A 13286-nucleotide genomic window follows, 5' to 3' on the forward strand; every position below is an offset into this window, starting at 1 on the left:
AAGGCTAGCAGGCCGCTTGAGCCGCCGACGATGCCCGAAAGATTTTCATCGACACCACCTCGGCCTGAATCGCCACATCCTTGCCGGGGATGCGCAAGGAAGACGCACTGGCAACGATCTGCGCACCGCGAGTGCCTCCGGCCTGAAAGCCAAGGATCAGCAGGGTACTGCGTGGATTGGGCGACCGACATCGCGCAGCTGATCTTTATTAACGGCGCGCTACGGGGTGCCCTTCAGTCGAACCCGGCCAATGGCTTGACGATGGTCAAGCTACAGGGTGCGCGGTTCAACACGCTTTCGGCCGTGCTGCCGATGAACCGGTCGATCCCGTGCCGACTGACCGTGCCGAGTACCAGCATGTCGAAGGCATTCTGGCGGGCGAACAGGGCGATCACTTTGTGGGGGATGCCGGACAGTCGATGCTGGCATTTTTTCTCGATGCCATAACGCTCGGCAAGCAATTCAAAGGCCTCGTCCTGGGCATCGTTGACCGCGTCGCGCAAACTGCCATCCAGACTCCACGTCGGCACACTCATTGCAGAGTCGCCCACTACGGACCAGTTGCTGACGTTCAACACGTGCAAGACGGCGCCACAGGAAACCGCCAGCGTCGAGGCCAGGTCGAGAATCCGGTCATTGAGCCCTTGGGTCAGCTCCTCCAGGTGGGACAGGTCGATGGCCGCGAGAATGCTCGACGGTTTGGGATTGCGGGCATCAGTGACCAGGTGCAAATGGCCCGGACAATCGCGCAGCAACAGCCAATCCAGCGGGTGATGAAACGCACGGTCGAGTGCCGGCACATGCTGGGTGTCCTTGATCACCAGGTCCGCGTGGAAGTCATTCACATACTCAAGCACCTGCGCCAGGCTTGACCTGGCCCAGACCACTTCACTGGTCACCTGCAAACCGCTACACCGTTGAAACCGCGCTTGCTGCTCCAGCCAGTGGCGATGCACCTGCAAGTAGCCCTCGCGCGCCTGAGCCATCGCATCGTGGTCAAACAGCCCGGCCACGGCCAGCGCCTGCACATAGTCAAAGGCGACGATGTGCAATAAGGCGCCGGTGGCACACGCCAGTGCCTGCGCCCGGTCGAATGCCGGGGTGCGGACCATCTCCGAGGGGGCAAGCAATAAGATACGTTTGAGTTTCAGCATCACATACCTCGTCCCGTGAGCGACTTGTTGCCTTACCGCAAAATCGACTCCTGTCGGCGTTTGTGCAGCTCTTCAGGATCATGGCGGCTGGAAAGCTATTGTTTGAGTATCGGGCGTTATCCCGTGAAGGCTCTGATCTTTGTCAACTAATGGAAGGCTTTCGGCGGGCGTCTCATCGACTTCGGGCTCACAGATGCATTGTTGATTTAGCTCAATGATTTTTCGTCGCCCAGGCGTAGAAAACACTGAGCGGACTCACGGTTACGTAGTCAATGCTCGCCCCCACTCGCCGTAACACTCCGTTCTCGCTAGAGGTTCGCCATGCTCGCAGTCACGCTGATCAATACACTGGTGGTCATCGTCGTCGTGGTGATCCATTACGAGTGCCTGTTGCGGCTCAACGATTGGCTGCCCCGGCTCAAGCTCTGGAGCCGCTTCAGGATCGTCGTCGGGGTATTCGGGGCGCTGTTTGCCCACGCATTGGAAGTCTGGTGCTTTGCCTTGGTCTATTACCTGATGGCGCGTGACGGCCGATGGGGCAACCTGACGGGCAACTTCGATGGTTCGTTCATGGACTGCGTGTACTTTTCCTTCACCACCTACACGACCATCGGCTTCGGCGATATTTCACCGGTGGGCAACCTCAAATACCTGACCGGCCTGCAAGCCTTGACCGGTCTGGTCCTCATTACCTGGACAGCGTCTTTTCTGTTTCTCGAAATGCAGAAGTACTGGAAGCGCAAATAACCGGGCTCATGCACCGGGGTGGTCCCGGGCACCGGCGTCGAAAGCGGTTTCGCGCTGCCAGGCCCGCTGCAACAGGTCGATGACCTCTTGATCCGACGTCTGGGAAAAATCCATGTACCAATAACCGATCGACATGAGCCATTCGGGGATGATCGGACAGATCAGCTCATCCACCTCGCGGCGCAACGCCTCGACGGTTTCGAGCGGGGCGACGGGCACCGCAACCACAATCCGCGACGGCGCCTGTGCACGCGCCGCATGGATCGCCGCCTGCATTGAAGCGCCGGTCGCCAGGCCGTCGTCGATCAGGATCACCACCTGATCCTTGAGCGACACCGGCGCGCGCGTTCCCCGGTAAACCTGCTCGCGACGCAACAACTCGCGGGTTTCCCGGGCGACCACGGCGTCGAATGCCGCCTTATCGATGGGGTGAGCCCGCAGCGCTTGTTCATTGAGGATCTGGATGCCGCCACTGGCAATCGCGCCCATGGCGTACTCCGGGTGGGATGGCACGCCGAGCTTGCGGACCAGCATCAGGTCCAGGCGCACCCCAAGGGCAGTGGCCACTTCATAGGCCACCGGAACACCGCCACGGGGCAACGCGAGAATGATCACATCGGGTCTGTGAGCGTATTGCAGCAGCGGTTCCACCAGGCGTCGACCGGCGGCGGGCCGGTCCTGCAAAGTGGTGGGCAACGCGAGATTCGGACTCATCGAAAAACCTCCTCAGGCGATCAGGCCTGTCGGCTCGCATCACATCGGCGATCTATCGATTGTCGTGCTGAAGACGGCGGGCATCAACCCTGCCTCGATGCCGTCTAGACCGCCAGTACGTTGCACGGCACCTGATACAAAATGTGCTCGGTGGTGCTGCCCAGCAGCTTGTCGACGCCGGAGGACTGGACCTTGCCCATCACGATGACATCCACGTCATGCTCGTGGGCAAATTCACTCAGTGCCTGGACCGGATGCCCGGAAACCATGTGGCGACGATCCGCAGGCACACCGTATTGGCCGGCGAGTTTCACGAAGGCTTGTTGCAGGTCCTTGCGCAGCGCTTTGGTCAGGTCTGCCAGGGTCAAGCCATCCATGTCCGCCAGAAAAGCCGCCGAAATGTCACAGGCATACACCAAATGCAATTCGGCATCGCACTGGATGGCCAGGCTTGTGGCCTGACTGATGATCCGCTCGTTCAGCGTGTTGTCGGGTGACTCGGTATCGAACACTTCCACCGCCGCCACGATCTTGCGCGGCCAGCCGTCGCCATGCCCCCCGCCCACCAGATAGACCGGCATCGGGCAGTGACGCAGCAAGTACCAATCCAGCGGCGTGAAAAAGGCGCGTTTGAGCGCTGATTCGTGCTGCACCTGCTTGATCAACAGGTCGGGCTGCATTTCCGTGACGTGATCGAGGATGTCTTGCTCCATGTCCTCGGCCCAGGTCACCTCCGTGGTCACGTCGATGCCCTCGCAGCGCAGCGTTTCGGCCTGCACCTGGAGCCAGTCACTCTGATCCTGCAGGTAGCGCTGACGGGCCTGTTCCCGATCACCTTCCTCCAGCAGCGACAACAATTTGAACGAAGGAATGAACGCGGCGATGTGCAGGCTCGCGCCGCTGGCCTTGGCCAATGCCGCCGCATGCTTGATTGCCGGGGAATGGCGCAGGGCCGGGTTAATGATGAGTAACAAGCGTTGATACTGGCTCATGATTTTTCTCCCGTCAGGTGGGTATTGGCCGGCGTCCATTGCCAATTCAGCACCTCGGGCATGTCTTGCCCGTGCTCGATGAGGTAGAGCTTGTGCCGCTCCATCGTCGACCAGTAGCGCGACCGCGCGGTGTGCACCTGATCGTGCAGCCGTGGCACGCGCTCGATGACGTCCAGCGCCAATTGATAGCGATCCAGATTGTTGATCACCGCCATGTCGAACGGGGTGGTGGTCGCGCCCTCCTCCTTGAAGCCACGGACGTGGAAATTGTCATGATTGGTACGTTTGTAGAGCAGGCGGTGGATGAGCGCGGGGTAACCGTGGAAGGCGAAAATCACTGGTTTGTCGACGGTGAACAGCTCATCAAACGCCGAATCCGATAACCCATGGGGATGCTGAAAGGACGGCTGCAACACCATCAAGTCGACCACATTGACCACCCGCACCCGCAAGTCCGGCACGTACTCGCGCAACAGGGTCACGGCAGCCAGGGTTTCCAGGGCCGGCACGTCCCCGGCGCAGGCCATGACCACGTCCGGGTCTTCATCGTTCTGGCACGCCCACGCCCATCGGCCGATGCCGGTCTGGCAGTGGCAGATGGCGGCATCGATGTTCAGCCACTGCCATTCCGGTTGCTTGCCGGCGACGATGACGTTGATGTAATTGCAGCTTTTGAGGCAATGGTCAGCCACAGACAGCAGGCAATTGGCGTCGGGCGGCAAGTAGATGCGCACCACGTCCGATTTCTTGTTCGCCACCAGATCGATGAACCCGGGATCCTGGTGGGAGAAGCCGTTATGGTCCTGACGCCAGACATGGGAGGTCAGCAAATAATTGAGCGAAGCAATCGGTTTGCGCCACGGCACTTCACCGGCGGTTTTCAGCCATTTGGCGTGCTGGTTGACCATTGAATCGACGATATGGATGAACGCCTCGTAACAAGACAGCAGGCCATGGCGCCCGGTCAGCAGATACCCTTCGAGCCAGCCCTCACACACCTGTTCGCTGAGGATTTCCATCACCCGGCCATCAGCCGCCAAATGGATGTCATCCGCCTCCAATGGATCCATCCAGGTCTTGGCGCTGACTTCATAGACCGCGTCCAGTCGGTTCGAGGCGGTTTCATCCGGGCCGAACAGGCGAAAGTTGTTCGAGGCCAGGCTGTTTTTCATCACGTCGCGCAAAAACGTGCCCATGACTCGCGTGGCCTCGGCGCGAAGGCTGCCGGGCGCTTCGAGTTTCACCGCATAGTCGGCGAATCGTGGCAGGTCCAGCGGTCGCAACAATGCGCCGCCGTTGGCGTGGGGATTGGCACTCATGCGCCGGTGACCGGTCGGTGCCAGTGCAGCGATTTCAGGCAGCAACGCGCCGTTGGCATCAAAGAGCTCATCGGGACGGTAACTGTTGAGCCATTCCTCCAGTTGCCGCAGATGAACCGGTTGCTGGAAATCGGCCAAGGGCACTTGATGCGCACGCCAGGTGCCTTCGACGCGATGACCATCGACAAATTTTGGCCCGGTCCAGCCTTTGGGCGTGCGCAACACCAACATCGGCCAAAGCGGCCGCTCTGGCGCCCCGGACTGCCGAGGCTGGCGCGCTTCGCGTTGGATCTCGCGGATCTTCAGCACCATCGTATCCAGCGTCCGGGCCAGGGCCTGATGCACCTGCGCCGGCTCATCCCCTTCAACGAAATACGGGTCGTAGCCATAGCCATACATCAGGGCCGACAACTCATCCTCGCTGATTCGGGCCAGCACCGTGGGGTTCGCAATTTTATAACCATTGAGGTGCAGGATCGGCAATACCGCCCCGTCACGCGCCGGGTTGAGAAACTTGTTGGAGTGCCAGCTCGCCGCCAGGGTGCCGGTTTCGGCTTCACCGTCGCCAATCACGCAGGCGACGATCAAATCGGGATTGTCGAACGCCGCGCCATAGGCATGGGCCAGGCTGTAACCCAGTTCGCCGCCTTCATGGATCGAGCCGGGAATCTGCGCCGACACATGGCTGGAGATTCCGTATGGCCAGGAAAACTGCCGGAACAGGCGAACCAGCCCGTTGGTGTTGCGCTCCACCGAGGGATAACACTCGGTATAGGTGCCTTCCAGGTAAGTCTGCGCCACCACAGCGGGCCCGCCATGGCCAGGACCTGCCACGAACAGCATGTTCAAGTCGTACTGTTTGATCAGCCGGTTGAGGTGGGTATAGATCAGGTTCAGCCCCGGCGTCGTGCCCCAATGACCGAGCAAACGCGGCTTGATGTGCGTTAGGGTCAGCGGCTGGTGCAGCAGCGGATTGTCCTTGAGGTAGATCTGCCCGACGGCCAGGTAATTGGAGGCCCGCCAATAGGCGTCCAGCCCTTCCAGTTGCTCATCACTCAGGAAATCGCTCATGAAGTTCTCCGTAAAAGATCCGACCGGCCGGCAATCCTTGATCAATTCTGGGAGTCTGGAACGCTCGGGACTTGATTTACATCAAGTCTCCACGCCACTACTCAAGCTCAATGACATCAAGGGCTACGCCAGGTTGACCAAAACTGCCGATAGCGGGTTTCCCCGTTCGTCTATTACTTCAGCAATCGACTGAATGAAAAACACGCCCGAAGGCCCTCCCGCCTATGCTTAGCAGACCCCCAGACGGCGTCATTCCCCCATGCCTGAAACTCGTCCGCTGCAAGTTCATTACCTCAAGGCTGCGTGTTCCAGCTGCAGTGTGTTGGAGTTGTGTCTTCCCATTGGTATGACCGGAACGGAGGTCGAACGGCTGGACAAGCTGATCGTGCAACGCTTCAAGGTTAAAAAGGGCACCGCGCTGTACCGCACCGGCGACCCTCTGCGTTCGCTTTATGCGGTGCGTATCGGCTCATTCAAGACCTGCGTGGTGTCCGTCGATGGCCGTGAACAAGTCACCGGTTTTCACATACCCGGCGAAATGCTCGGTCTGGACGCCATCAGTGCCGAGGAGCACGCCTGTACGGCGATTGCCCTGGAGGACAGCGAAGTCTGTCCCATTCACTTTGCGCAGCTGGAAAAACTGGCGCAAACCCTGCCGTCGTTGCAGCACAACCTCAACCGGCTGCTGAGCCGCGAAATCGTGCGCGATCACAGCATGCTGATGTTGATGGGCAACATGAACTCCGATGAGCGCCTGGCGGCGTTTCTGCTGAACCTGTCCCAACGGTTCAGCATCCGTGGTTATTCATCCAAAGAGTTTGTGCTGAAAATGCGTCGCGAAGAAATCGGCTCCTACCTGGGGCTACGCCTGGAGACCATCTGCCGGGGCATTGCACACCTGCGGGACCAAGGGCTGGTGGAAATCGCCGGCCGCGACGTCAAGATCCAGAACATGGAAGGGCTCAAGCAGATGGTCGCCGGCTGTCATCGCCAACCCCGCTGATTTCGCCCGACTGGAGCTTCGTCATGCGCGCCATGGTTCTGTCTATCCCCGGCCAGCCGTTGCAACTGCAAGAACGCCCCATCCCGATACCCGGCCCACACCAACTGCTGCTTAAAGTGCTCGCCTGCGGCGTGTGCCGCACCGACCTGCACCTGGTGGACGGTGAGTTGCCGCAAGCCGTGCTGCCACGGGTGCCCGGCCATGAAATCGTCGGCGAAGTCACGGCGGTGGGCAGCGAGGTCACGCCCGACTGGATCGGTCGGCGGGTCGGCGTTCCGTGGCTTGGCTGGACCTGCGGTCAGTGCGGGTTCTGTACCTCGGGCCGGGAAAACCTGTGCGACCGTGCGCAGTTTACCGGTTGTCACCTGGACGGCGGATATGCCGAGTACACGGTGGCCGACCAGCGCTTCTGTTTCCCTATTCCCGAGGCGCTCTCGGACATCCAGGCTGCGCCGCTACTGTGTGCCGGCCTGATCGGCTTTCGCGCGTTGCAAATGGCCAAGGGCGCTCGCCATTTGGGTCTTTTTGGCTTCGGGGCCGCCGCGCATCTGGCGATTCAGGTGGCGCGGGGCCGGGGTCAACGGGTATCGGCCTTCACTCGACCTGAGGACAGCGAAGGCCAGGCCTATGCCCGGTCACTGGGCGCCGAGTGGGCCGGTCCATCGGACCAGCCTCCGCCGCACCTGCTCGATGCCAGCCTGATTTTCGCCCCCGTCGGTGCGCTGGTGCCGCTGGCACTGGCCGTCACTGCCAAGGGCGGCTGCGTGATTTGCGCCGGTATTCACATGAGCGACATTCCCGCGTTCCCTTATCGGCTGCTGTGGGGCGAACGCAGCGTGCGTTCGGTGGCCAACCTGACCCGTGAAGACGGCACCGCGTTTTTCGAAGAGCTGCAACACACGCCGGTGCATTGCGACGTCACCCGTTTTGCCCTGGAGGATGCCAATCAGGCCTTGGCGTGTTTGAGGGCCGGCCAGTTCAAGGGCGCAATTGTCCTCACGCCCTGACGTTTGACCTGACCGCCACAATGCTGCCCGGCACCGAGTACAGCGCTCGCTCCGTGTTACTGCCGATCAATCGGTCGATCCCCACCCGGTGCACGGTGCCCATCACCACCACATCCGCCAGGTATTGCTCGACGAATTCACTGATTACCGGCACGGGCAGGCCCATGACGAAATGCCGTCGCTCCGGCGGCACACCGTAGCGATCCGCCAGGGTGACAAAAGCCTGGTGCAAGGATTGGCGCAGCTCCTCGATATAATCCACACCCCAGCCACCCCCGGCCAGCGGCGCGTCGCCGTTGAAGGCTGGCGACAAGTCATAGGCGTAAAGCAGATGCAGCGGAGCGTCGCATTGCAGCGCGAGGGCGTTAGCGGTCTGGATGATGGTGTCATTCAGACCATTGATTTGGGTTAAAGGGTCGAACGGGTCCACCGCCGCCACGACCCGGTGCGGCAAGCCGTAACGCGTCTGGTTGACCAGGTGCACGGGGACCGGACTCTCGCGCAGCAAGTGGCAATCGAGCGGCGTGATGAATACCCGTTTGAGCAGCGGTTCGAGGGTGACGTCCTTGATCAGCAGATCCGGCTGGAAGTCTTCGACCGTTTTCAGAATATCCAGCAGCGGATGGGTGGTGAACACCACGTCAACCGTCACCTTCAGCCCCATCTCGTCAAGCCGGTCGCCCTCGTCGGCTGCCCAGCGACGAAAGCGGCGCAAATAGCCCTGATACCTTGCATCGTCGATCTTGTCTTCCCACAAATGCACCACCGGTGCCGGTTCGACAAAGGCCCGCACCGCCAGCTCGGCGCCGCTCGCCCTGGCCAGCGCGACGGCCCGCAGCATGGCGGGGGACTGATGCAGGGTTTGGTCGGCGATCAGCAACAGACGTTGATATTGGCCCATCACACACCTCGGCTCGACACCGGTCGTTGAACGCCGGCAGGTGTCCAAGACTGCGCTCGTTACGCCCTCCTCCAGGTTGATTTACATCAAACATGAGCCAATGAATGCCTGCCGTCGCGAGTCTCTGATCCAGATCAGGTTCTGGCACCGCCAACGGCGTAGAAAGGAAGTAACCGAACGGCTCGTCACCGTGCGCCCACCTTTCAAACCAGATGGAGGATCACACCATGCTGACTGTCAAAGACCACAATGACCGAGCCGCTGCTGCCTACGCCGCAGTCACCGGTAAATACTGGATTGAAGCACTCAAGGATGGACGTCATGTACTGATCCGGCCGCTGGCGGAAAAAGACCGCGAGCGCGAACTCGCCTTTATCAAGCGGCTGTCGCCCGAGTCCCGGCACATGCGCTTTCTCGCGCAGATCAACGAGCCCGGTGCGGCGATGCTCAACCAACTGATGGACACCGATAACAAACAGCGCACGGCCTACATTGCGCTGGTCCACGAAAATGGCCAACTGATCGAGATCGGTGTCAGCCGTTACGCCGCCACGGGCGAGCATGAATGTGAATGCGCCGTGACCGTCGCTGATGAATGGACGCACCTGGGTCTGGGCTCTTTGTTGATGGAGCATTTGATCAAGGCCGCGCGCAAGAACGGTTTCCGCCAGATGTATTCGGTGGACGCCTCCAGCAATGCGCCGATGCGCGACCTGGCCAAAGCGCTGGGTTTCGAGACGCACAATGATCCCGATGACACCCGTCAGGTCATTCATCGTCTTTCCCTGTAAAAAATTGCCCCGCGATGTTCCGGCCAACGGTTCATCGCGGGGCGATCCAGCCTTCAGGATTGCAGGACCCTGCCCGGTTTGATGGCCAGCACGCTGCAAGGCGCCCGATGCAACAATTGCTCGGCCGTGGTCCCCAACAGTTTGTTCAGCCCCTTGTGCTGCACCGTCCCCATCACGATGACATCGGTGTGGTGATCAGCGGCAAACTCACAAATGCTCGTCAGCGGCACGCCTTCGATGAAGTGACGATTCTGCGGCGCTATGCCGTGGCGCTCGGCCACTGCCGCAAACGCTTCGTGCTGGGTCGTTCCCAGGGTTTCGTATATCCCGACGGCCAATGGCAGCGCACCGAAGCCAATGTCCTGGGCGTACACGGCCGTCCAGTCATACACATGCACCAGCTCAAGCGCCGCACCACATACACTGGCCAGCTTCGCCGCGGCGTCGATAATCTGGTCGTTGAACACGTGGTCCTGATCCTCGCTGCGTAACACATCGATGATGGCCAGCACGTTGCGCGGCCTAGGGTTGAGGGCGTTGGTCACCAGGTGCACCGGCACCGGGCAATCGCGCAACAACTGCCAGTCCAGCGGGGTAAAAAAGACCCGCTTCAACGCCGACTCTTCCTGCGCATCCTTGATGATCAACGCCAAGGGCATCTCGTTGACGAAGTGCATGATCTCCTCGTAGGGATGCTGCACCCAGACCACCTCGCTGGTGACCTCGACCCCGTGTTTAATCATCAATCCGGCTTGCTCGACGAGCCATTGCCGATGGGTTTGCAAATACCCGTCCCGGGCCACGTTGACCTGTTCGGGGGCAAACAGACCGGCCACCGCCAGGACCTGCAAATAATCGAACGCCACAATGTGCAACGGCATCTGCATGGCGAGCGCCAGCGCAGCTGCCCGGTCGAATGCCGGGGTGCGGGTCATGACTGAAGGAGCAATCAACAGTAAACGCTGTGTCTGCGACATGGTGCACCTCGGTACGCGGTCATCTTCATGGAAGGGACAGACCTGCAGATTGTGGCTTCCGGCCCCCCAGCGGCTTGATCTTTATCAATGACCCGGCGCGAAGCACCTTAATGCAGCAACATGCCCGCCCACATAGCCAGCGTCAGCAACACCTGGCCGGGAATCACGTATGCGGCGAATCGCCGCCCGCCGCTGACCCAGGCCACCAGGCATTTGCTCAAGGAGTTGCTGCTGACCGCGATCAGCGCAGGGCCAGCAATGGCGTCGAACGGCAACTGGCCCGATTTGGCCAGGGCGGCAATGGACGCCGTCGAGGCGTGCGCATCGGCGAATCCGGTCAAGGTGGCCGTCAGCATTACCCCCACCTCGCCGAAATGGCTGAGCATCACCGACGACACAAAGGTGATCCCGGTCATCATCAGCGTGACCATCAGGGCCAGCTTGAGGTTGAACGCGCCACCGACCTTGAACGGCTGGTTAGCGCCGCTCGCAGACCTTGGAAACATCAGGCAAACCCCATACAACGCAACGGCGGCGGCCCCGCACAACAGCGGCCCCCACATAGGTCGCAACAGACCGGTGTCGACCGCCCCCAGAATCAGGCCGACCTGCGTGACAGTGGCCAAATTGGACAGAATCGCTGCCGCGCTCAGGACTTTGACGTTGTCCGGTTCCTTGCTGACCAGATGCCCCATGGCCGCAATGGTCACGGTGCTGGACGCAAACCCGGAGGCAATCGCACTGACCGCATAGCCGTAGTGCGTACCCAGCGCCCGGACGGCGATATGCCCCACCGCGCCCACCGCCATCAGCAACACGGTCAGGGTGCAAATGGTGCGCGGATTGATGGCGGCGTAAGGACCGATGAAACGGTCTGGCACCAGCGGCAACAGCACCAGCGCAGCAATCAACAGCACCAGGCCGTCGCGCATTTCCGCTTCGGTCAATTGGCTGCGGGCAAAGTGGTGCAACTTTTGACGGTAGGCCAGCAGCCCCGCGATCACCACGCCAATGGCAATCGCCAGCTCCGGCGCGGTGCCACATAACGCGCCCAGTACCAGCACCGCAAGCAATGCCACTTCACTGGTCACGCCAGGATCATTACTCGGACTGCGCCAGTACGCCACGGTGATCAGCAATGCCAGACAGATCGCCATGATTCCCAGCAGCAAGCCACCTCCGACCTGCATCGCCCCATAGCCCAACAGCGCCGTAATGGCGAAAGTGCGCAATCCGGCACAGGCCCGGCTATCCCCTCGTCCCTTGCGTCGTTCACGTTCAAGACCGATGAGCATGCCGATCCCCAGCGCAGCCGCCGCACCGGTCATGCCGAGGGTTTCATTCATTGGACTCTCGATCCGGGGTGAGCCCCGGCCCACCTACGCTCAGTTCACGCCAGATTGCGCCGTACTGATCAAGCATAGATTGATCATGATCAACCCCGCCGAGTATCGACCTTGCGACCTTGCGACCACACGTCCGACCTTCCCGCTTCACAGGCGCCGGCTTGACAAAGATCAAGCTGCAATTCCCGGTCAACGGCAGTATCGGCATCAGGTACACGCGCCAACCAACCTTCGCGGCCTGTTCCGGCCAGCGTCTGAGTGATGACCCTAGGGAGAATTGTCATGTCCGAGCAATCACGTTTCATGCTGGTCGTCTCGCCCCTGATGGAAAACAGCCCCGCGTTCGACCGGGCCGCCGCACTGGCCAAGGCTGAAGACGCAGCGCTGCACATCGTCGCCTTCGATTACCTGGAAGGCTTGGCGACCGCCGGCCTGGTCAACGATCAAGCGCTGGAGCAGATGCGCCTGGGGTACATCGAGCGCCACCGTCAATGGCTGGAAGAACAGGCCCGCCCCCTGCGCCATATTGGCGTGACCGTCACCACAGAAGTGGTCTGGGTCGAAAAACCGCTGCAGGAAATCCTGATCCATCTCAAGGAACAGCCCATGGCCCTGCTGATCAAGGCACTGGAACATGAATCGCTGCTGTCACGGATGATGTTTACGCCCCTGGATATCCATTTGCTGCGCGAATGCCCGGTGCCGCTGCACTTTGTCAGTCATATGCAGCACGCCTTGCCGCGCAGGATCGTCGCGGCGGTCGACCCTTTCCATCGTGACGGTCAGTACGAAGGCTTCAACGACCGGATCCTGCATGAAGCGGTGAAGCTGGCAACGGCGTGCAACGCCCGGCTCGACGTGGTTTACGCCTATGACTTGTCTTCGATCGGCGCCGATGAATTCGGCTTCGACAATGCCTCCGGATTCTTCTCCTCGACCACTGCCAAGACCCTGTTCGACGCCCAGGGCGAAGCCTTCAACGACCTGGCCGAGCGCAACGGTATCCCACCCGGGCAACGGCACATGGTCATGGGCAACCCGGCCAAGGTCCTGGCCAGTTATGCCGATGCCTACAACACCGACGTGATCGTCATGGGGCGGGTTGGCCATCGCGGCATAGGCCGGCTGATTGGCAGCACGGTAGAACACTTGCTGTACAAAATGCCATGCAGCGTCTGGGTGGTTTCGCCCGAAGTGCTCAGCGACTGAAACCCTGCGAACCAGGGCTGCCGTGTCCAACGGCAGCCCATTTGTGTCAATCGCC

Annotated in this window: 13 protein-coding genes and 1 pseudogene; 6 read left to right on the forward strand and 8 right to left on the reverse strand. The window is 60.7% G+C overall.

The genetic code is table 11. The features are described 5' to 3' along the window. Window positions 1–31: 31 nt before the first annotated feature. Together DJ564_RS32505 and DJ564_RS19355 are read right to left on the reverse strand one after the other, a co-directional pair. Window positions 32–184 (reverse strand): annotated as a pseudogene (locus DJ564_RS32505) (MBL fold metallo-hydrolase); the annotation flags it as partial. 49 nt (window positions 185–233) lie between these two features. Beyond that, on the reverse strand, window positions 234–1154 hold the full coding sequence (locus DJ564_RS19355; RefSeq protein ID WP_109632480.1) for a universal stress protein: 921 nt from the start codon (window positions 1152–1154) through the stop codon (window positions 234–236). 321 nt (window positions 1155–1475) lie between these two features. On the opposite strand from DJ564_RS19355, the gene DJ564_RS19360 reads away from it, so the two are divergent. Then, entirely contained in the window at window positions 1476–1901 is a 426-nt protein-coding gene (locus tag DJ564_RS19360) for a potassium channel family protein (protein WP_109632482.1), read from the forward strand. Between the two features lie 6 nt (window positions 1902–1907). Here DJ564_RS19360 and DJ564_RS19365 read toward each other — a convergent pair whose 3' ends face one another. The 3 genes from DJ564_RS19365 to DJ564_RS19375 all read right to left on the reverse strand — a co-directional run bounded on the left by DJ564_RS19365 (window position 1908) and on the right by DJ564_RS19375 (window position 5997). Further along, window positions 1908–2615: a phosphoribosyltransferase gene (locus DJ564_RS19365; protein ID WP_109632483.1), complete on the reverse strand. Its 708-nt coding sequence runs from the start codon at window positions 2613–2615 to the stop codon at window positions 1908–1910. A gap of 104 nt (window positions 2616–2719) precedes the next feature. Further along, on the reverse strand, window positions 2720–3607 hold the full coding sequence (locus DJ564_RS19370) for a universal stress protein (RefSeq protein WP_109632485.1): 888 nt from the start codon (window positions 3605–3607) through the stop codon (window positions 2720–2722). Next, entirely contained in the window at window positions 3604–5997 is a 2394-nt protein-coding gene (locus tag DJ564_RS19375; protein ID WP_109632487.1) for a phosphoketolase, read from the reverse strand. The genes DJ564_RS19370 and DJ564_RS19375 overlap by 4 nt, the downstream gene beginning before the upstream one ends. On the opposite strand from DJ564_RS19375, the gene DJ564_RS19380 reads away from it, so the two are divergent. The 3 genes from DJ564_RS19380 to DJ564_RS19390 all read left to right on the forward strand — a co-directional run bounded on the left by DJ564_RS19380 (window position 5996) and on the right by DJ564_RS19390 (window position 8007). Then, window positions 5996–6190: a hypothetical protein gene (locus DJ564_RS19380; protein WP_109632490.1), complete on the forward strand. Its 195-nt coding sequence runs from the start codon at window positions 5996–5998 to the stop codon at window positions 6188–6190. The two genes, DJ564_RS19375 and DJ564_RS19380, sit on opposite strands and share 2 nt — an antisense overlap. A gap of 66 nt (window positions 6191–6256) precedes the next feature. Continuing rightward, window positions 6257–7000, forward strand: a complete 744-nt coding sequence (gene fnr / locus DJ564_RS19385; protein WP_109632492.1) for a fumarate/nitrate reduction transcriptional regulator Fnr — start codon at window positions 6257–6259, stop codon at window positions 6998–7000. A 23-nt stretch (window positions 7001–7023) separates the two neighbouring features. Beyond that, window positions 7024–8007, forward strand: coding sequence for a zinc-dependent alcohol dehydrogenase family protein (locus DJ564_RS19390; protein WP_109632494.1), 984 nt, complete (start codon window positions 7024–7026; stop codon window positions 8005–8007). On the opposite strand, the gene DJ564_RS19395 is transcribed toward DJ564_RS19390, so the two are convergent. After that, window positions 7997–8908 (reverse strand): universal stress protein, encoded by a 912-nt coding sequence (locus DJ564_RS19395; RefSeq protein WP_109632496.1) that lies wholly within the window; start codon window positions 8906–8908, stop codon window positions 7997–7999. The two genes, DJ564_RS19390 and DJ564_RS19395, sit on opposite strands and share 11 nt — an antisense overlap. Window positions 8909–9135: 227 nt before the next feature. Between DJ564_RS19395 and DJ564_RS19400 the strand changes: the two genes are divergently transcribed. Then, window positions 9136–9699 carry a GNAT family N-acetyltransferase gene (locus DJ564_RS19400; protein WP_109632498.1) on the forward strand — a complete coding sequence of 188 codons (564 nt, stop codon included), beginning with the start codon at window positions 9136–9138 and terminating at the stop codon, window positions 9697–9699. 53 nt (window positions 9700–9752) lie between these two features. Here DJ564_RS19400 and DJ564_RS19405 read toward each other — a convergent pair whose 3' ends face one another. Further along, window positions 9753–10676 carry a universal stress protein gene (locus DJ564_RS19405; RefSeq protein WP_109632500.1) on the reverse strand — a complete coding sequence of 308 codons (924 nt, stop codon included), beginning with the start codon at window positions 10674–10676 and terminating at the stop codon, window positions 9753–9755. A gap of 107 nt (window positions 10677–10783) precedes the next feature. Beyond that, window positions 10784–12022 carry an MgtC/SapB family protein gene (locus tag DJ564_RS19410; RefSeq protein ID WP_109632502.1) on the reverse strand — a complete coding sequence of 413 codons (1239 nt, stop codon included), beginning with the start codon at window positions 12020–12022 and terminating at the stop codon, window positions 10784–10786. A gap of 282 nt (window positions 12023–12304) precedes the next feature. Between DJ564_RS19410 and DJ564_RS19415 the strand changes: the two genes are divergently transcribed. After that, on the forward strand, window positions 12305–13231 hold the full coding sequence (locus tag DJ564_RS19415; protein WP_109632504.1) for a universal stress protein: 927 nt from the start codon (window positions 12305–12307) through the stop codon (window positions 13229–13231). Window positions 13232–13286: the final 55 nt, after the last annotated feature.

It is taken from the genome of Pseudomonas sp. 31-12, assembly GCF_003151075.1.
Lineage (GTDB): Bacteria > Pseudomonadota > Gammaproteobacteria > Pseudomonadales > Pseudomonadaceae > Aquipseudomonas.

Coding starts and splice junctions, on each gene's coding strand:
- DJ564_RS19355 (WP_109632480.1), bottom strand. CDS start 1,154: ATGCTGAAACTCAAACGTATCTTATTGCTTGCCCCCTCGGAGATGGTC.
- DJ564_RS19360 (WP_109632482.1), top strand. CDS start 1,476: ATGCTCGCAGTCACGCTGATCAATACACTGGTGGTCATCGTCGTCGTG.
- DJ564_RS19365 (WP_109632483.1), bottom strand. CDS start 2,615: ATGAGTCCGAATCTCGCGTTGCCCACCACTTTGCAGGACCGGCCCGCC.
- DJ564_RS19370 (WP_109632485.1), bottom strand. CDS start 3,607: ATGAGCCAGTATCAACGCTTGTTACTCATCATTAACCCGGCCCTGCGC.
- DJ564_RS19380 (WP_109632490.1), top strand. CDS start 5,996: ATGAAGTTCTCCGTAAAAGATCCGACCGGCCGGCAATCCTTGATCAAT.
- DJ564_RS19375 (WP_109632487.1), bottom strand. CDS start 5,997: ATGAGCGATTTCCTGAGTGATGAGCAACTGGAAGGGCTGGACGCCTAT.
- fnr (WP_109632492.1), top strand. CDS start 6,257: ATGCCTGAAACTCGTCCGCTGCAAGTTCATTACCTCAAGGCTGCGTGT.
- DJ564_RS19390 (WP_109632494.1), top strand. CDS start 7,024: ATGCGCGCCATGGTTCTGTCTATCCCCGGCCAGCCGTTGCAACTGCAA.
- DJ564_RS19395 (WP_109632496.1), bottom strand. CDS start 8,908: ATGGGCCAATATCAACGTCTGTTGCTGATCGCCGACCAAACCCTGCAT.
- DJ564_RS19400 (WP_109632498.1), top strand. CDS start 9,136: ATGCTGACTGTCAAAGACCACAATGACCGAGCCGCTGCTGCCTACGCC.
- DJ564_RS19405 (WP_109632500.1), bottom strand. CDS start 10,676: ATGTCGCAGACACAGCGTTTACTGTTGATTGCTCCTTCAGTCATGACC.
- DJ564_RS19410 (WP_109632502.1), bottom strand. CDS start 12,022: ATGAATGAAACCCTCGGCATGACCGGTGCGGCGGCTGCGCTGGGGATC.
- DJ564_RS19415 (WP_109632504.1), top strand. CDS start 12,305: ATGTCCGAGCAATCACGTTTCATGCTGGTCGTCTCGCCCCTGATGGAA.